This is a genomic window from Staphylococcus sp. GDY8P131P (genome assembly GCF_017891975.1).
Taxonomy (GTDB): domain Bacteria; phylum Bacillota; class Bacilli; order Staphylococcales; family Staphylococcaceae; genus Staphylococcus; species Staphylococcus nepalensis.
The window spans coordinates 372-4,872 of sequence record NZ_JAESKF010000026.1 but is presented as its reverse complement, the minus strand read 5'-3'; the positions used below and the strand labels follow the sequence as shown (position 1 = coordinate 4,872).

The following is a 4,501-nucleotide window of genomic DNA, read 5'->3' as shown; positions in this document are numbered from 1 at the left end:
AATGGTTATTTTCTGTACACTCTTGTTATTTACATAAGACCCTTTAACATACCGTACCAATACATTTTAGGTAATAAATCTTTTTTAAAAATATACATACTTCTTCGTTCTTTGGCCTGGTTAAAAGGCAATGTTTCTTTTGGTTTTTTATTATAATCAAACTCGGCAAGTATTAATTTATTGTACCCGGTAACGATAGGGCACGAAGTATAACCATCATAATGATGCGTCAACATTTCATTATCCATTACTTGCAATAGGTTATTAACAACTATAGGCGCTTGTTTACGAATTGCTGCTCCTGTTTTGGAAGTAGGTGCATTTGAAGCATCACCAAGCCCAAATATGTTAGAGTAGCTTTTATGCTGTAATGTGGTTGGGTTAACATCTACCCAACCATCACTATCTGAAAGTGTACTTTCTTTAAGTACACCTATGGGACCCATGGGTGGTGTTACATGTAACATTTCATAATCTATTGTCTTTCTATCGTCTGTTTTAATGTGTTCAAATGTAGCCTCTTTTTTGTCTCCGTCAATTTCAACAAGATTATAATTATAATTGACAATTATATCCCTTTCTTCAACAATTTTCTCTAATTCTTTATTATATTTGCCTACGTCAAATAAAGCATCTTTTGGCGTTTCGTATATCACATTAGCATTAGAACGGATATTATGTTTTCTAAAATAATCTTCAGCTAAATACATAATTTTCATAGGTGCGCCTCCACATTTGATAGGCGTATTAGGATGCGTGAAAATCGCGTTCCCTTGTTTAAATTTAGAAATTTGTCTCCAAGTTTCGCGAACATAGTTAGGTGAATAGTTAGAACAAACACCATTTTTACCTATATTCTCTTTTAATCCTTTAATAGAAGACCAATTAATCTGTAATCCAGGGGCTACCACTAAAAATTCGTAACTAACGACCGAATTATCTCCTAAAATAATGCTATTGTTTTCAGGTTGAAAGCTTGAAACAGCATTTTTTATCCATTGAACACCTTCAGGCATAACACTTTTCATATCTTTACGAGAACTTTTTAAACTCGATACCCCAGCACCAACCAAAGTCCATAACGGTTGATAATAATGATATTCAGCCGGGTCTATAATTGCTATTTTTCCTTTTAAGCTTTGATTTTTTCTTAATAGTCTTGATGCCACGGTAATACCTGCTGTACCGCCACCTACAATAACAATTTGATAATACTTACTCATTTTTCCACACCCTTAAATTATTTTAATGATTCTGGAAAATCTTGATAGCCTTCTCTAATATTCACGACATTTTCAAATCCTTTATTTTCTAAGATACCCACTGCGATTGAACTTCTAACACCTGACTGACAATGTACGTATATTTTATCCTCTTTATTAAATGGAATATTTTCATTTAATAATTTACCATGCGGAATATTGACTGCTTGATCTAAGTGCCCATTATTCCACTCTTCTTCATTACGTACGTCGAGTACATTTGCTTCTTCACCAGTAATATCAGCGCTGTGGATGGATTGTGTTAGAATTTCTGATTTTGGTAAACGATAGCCTGCTACATTATCAAAACCAATTAATTGTAAAGTATGCGTTGCTTGTTCAACTGTAGATTTATCTCCGATTAAATCTACATCTTTTTCAAAATCTAAATACCAACCGATCTGGTTAATAAAGTTTTTGTTATAAGGAATATTGATTGTTCCTTGTGTATGTCCACCGTGAAAGGCTTCTTTGCTACGAAGATCAAATGCTATTCTTTCATTATCTAAACTAGGATAAACGTTGTATGGTTGATACATTTTCATACCAAACTGATTAATTTTTTTCATCTGTGCAAAGTGATGGGGTGGCGCTGGTTGATTTGATGTTAATGTTTCAACAAATTTAGATTCATCTGTTACATTAAATGCCCAGTTATTAATTTTTTCGTAACCTAGCGTAGACATTGGTATGGCACCTAATGCTTTACCACAAGGACTTCCAGCACCGTGTCCAGGCCATATTTGAATATAATCTGGTAAATTTTTAACACCTTCTATAGATTGGTACATCTGTTTTGCACCAATCTCTGTAGTACCTTCCATTTGTACTGATTTTTCTAGTAAATCAGGTCTACCGATATCACCAACAAAAATAAAGTCACCACTAAATAAACCCATTGGAACACTTGAGCCGCCACCTTCATCAGTGAGTAAGAAACTGATACTCTCAGGGGTATGACCAGGTGTATGCAAGACTTCTAATTTAATATTACCTACTTGAATAATATCTTGATTTTTAACAAAATTTGTATGTTCCGGCATATTTTTATAACTTAATTGATCATCACCTTCGCCAGATACATATATATTGGCGTTTAAACGTTTTGCCACATCCCGAATTCCAGAAGCAAAATCAGCGTGAATATGTGTTTCAGCAGCTTGTGTAATTTTAAAACCTTCGCTATCTGCAACTTCCATATATTTTGTTAAATCACGAACAGGATCAATTACTATTGCCTCTCCCGTACGTTGACAGCCAACTAAATAAGATGCTTGAGATAAATGATTATCGTAAAATTGTTTGAAAAACATATAAAGAACTCCTTATTTTGATAGATTTAATTAAATAAATAAATTATGACTCGCGTTTTCAGTATCACCTATATAAGTGCCTACACCGCCGTACTCAACTTCATCTCTTAATTCTTCTTTTGTAATACCCATGACATCCATGCTCATGGTACATGCGATTAATTTAATATCTTGAGCTATCGCTTGATTAATGAGTGATGGTAATGAATCAACGTTTTTCTTTTTCATTACGTATCGCATCATGATATTACCTAAACCGAACATATTCATTTTAGATAGTGGCATTTTCAAAGGTGTTTTTGGCAACATCAAATCAAACATTTTTGCGATACCTTTCTTTTTAACGTTAACTGTTTGCGCTTTTTTCAACGCGTTGAGTCCCCAAAACGTAAAGAAGATAGTTACATCTCTTCCTGCAGCTCTAGCGCCATTTGCAATAATCATTGCTGCCACTGCTTTATCTAACTCTCCACTAAATAGTACAATTGTCGTACCTTTAGCAGTATGATTCACTTGTAAGTCTTTTGGTTTTTCTTTTTGAATAATGGCATTAATTCCATGATTACTTTCATCAAGTTTAACTAAAGTATGACCAGTTTGTTTGACCCAGCTTTTAATGTCGCTAAGGAATCCAGGATCTGTGACTGTAACTTCGATTTGCTCGCCTACTTCAATATTTTTCACTTCTTTACTGATGTTTACAATTGGACCTGGACATTGAAGACCACTATAGTTAAATTGTTTACGCTCTGCTTTAATTTCTACATTAGTATTTTCTTCGAATGTATTATCATCGTCGTTTTTTGCTTCATACGCTTTATAGCCACCGTCTAAATTAACAATGTCGTAGCCTTGTTTAGCTAAATATTCGCTCGCTTTAGCACTTCTGGTACCACTTTTACAGTGTACAAAATAGGTTGTGTTTTTATCTTTATTGAACGATTCAATCTTATCTACAGGATGTAATGTCGCACCATTTATATGTGCAAGCTCATATTCTTCTTGTGTTCTAACGTCAATCAGTTGACCTTGTGCACCCAATTTTTCTAATTCTTGTTTACTGAAATTATTGATATGATTTTCGTTATATTGTTTCATATTAACCTCCTAATAAATACCTATACGGGTATATTAACTAATTATTTATATTATGTCAAATACGGTAGGGGGTATTTGACATGTTTACTTTTATCGTTTATTATGACTTTATTCAATTAAAAGTGGAGGAAATAACTATGAATTATGATAAAAAAATGATTAATCGTATTAATAGAATACAAGGACAACTCAATGGCGTTATTAAAATGATGGAAGAAGAAAAAGATTGTAAAGATGTCATTACTCAAATCAGTGCATCAAAAAGTTCAATCCAACGTTTGATGGGAATTATCATTAGTGAAAATTTAATAGAATGTGTAAAAGCAGCAGAGGATAATGGTGAAAATTCTGAAGAATTGATTAATGAAGCCGTTAACTTATTGGTAAAAAGTAAATAATGGATATTTCAACTATTATTATGATGTTACTTATTGGGGTATTCGGAGGCTTTATTTCGGGTCTAGTAGGTATAGGTGGCGCCATCATTATTTATCCAGCTATTTTATTATTACCACCACTATTTGGCGCTCCTGCGTACAGTGCATACATGGCATCAGGACTTACTTCCAGTCAAGTCTTTTTCAGTACTTTAAGTGGGTCATTAAAAGCGCGAAAAAAACCAGAATTTTCGCCACTATTAGTGCTTTACATGGGTAGTGGCATGATTATAGGCAGCATGTTAGGTGGACTGTTAGCAAATTTATTTAATGCTACATTTGTAAATACGATATATATTATCATTGCTTTACTCGCATTAATTTTAATGTTTATTAACATAAAACCGAGTTTAGATCAATCTTCCTTTAACAAGCCATTATTAGTTATGGT

The 4,501-nt window shown here is 33.3% G+C and carries 5 protein-coding genes; 2 read left to right on the top strand and 3 right to left on the bottom strand.

Going from position 1 to position 4,501, the window contains the following annotated elements; translation table 11 throughout:
- Positions 1 to 29 precede the first annotated feature (29 nt).
- The 3 genes from sqr to cstA are packed head-to-tail and all read right to left on the bottom strand — an operon-like array spanning position 30 to position 3,673.
- On the bottom strand, positions 30 to 1,223 hold the full coding sequence (sqr, locus tag KA894_RS14180) for a type II sulfide:quinone oxidoreductase Sqr (RefSeq protein WP_119536035.1): 1,194 nt from the start codon (positions 1,221 to 1,223) through the stop codon (positions 30 to 32).
- A 17-nt stretch (positions 1,224 to 1,240) separates the two neighbouring features.
- Entirely contained in the window at positions 1,241 to 2,575 is a 1,335-nt protein-coding gene (gene cstB, locus KA894_RS14175; RefSeq protein ID WP_050215127.1) for a persulfide dioxygenase-sulfurtransferase CstB, read from the bottom strand.
- A gap of 30 nt (positions 2,576 to 2,605) precedes the next feature.
- Positions 2,606 to 3,673: a persulfide response sulfurtransferase CstA gene (gene cstA, locus KA894_RS14170; RefSeq protein ID WP_107384736.1), complete on the bottom strand. Its 1,068-nt coding sequence runs from the start codon at positions 3,671 to 3,673 to the stop codon at positions 2,606 to 2,608.
- Positions 3,674 to 3,810: 137 nt separating this feature from the next.
- Between cstA and cstR the strand changes: the two genes are divergently transcribed.
- Together cstR and KA894_RS14160 are read left to right on the top strand one after the other, a co-directional pair.
- Positions 3,811 to 4,071, top strand: a complete 261-nt coding sequence (gene cstR, locus KA894_RS14165; protein WP_002510747.1) for a persulfide-sensing transcriptional repressor CstR — start codon at positions 3,811 to 3,813, stop codon at positions 4,069 to 4,071.
- Positions 4,071 to 4,501: sulfite exporter TauE/SafE family protein (locus KA894_RS14160; RefSeq protein ID WP_210134024.1), on the top strand; the 431-nt coding region annotated here is incomplete at its 3' end. The genes cstR and KA894_RS14160, both read left to right, overlap by 1 nt.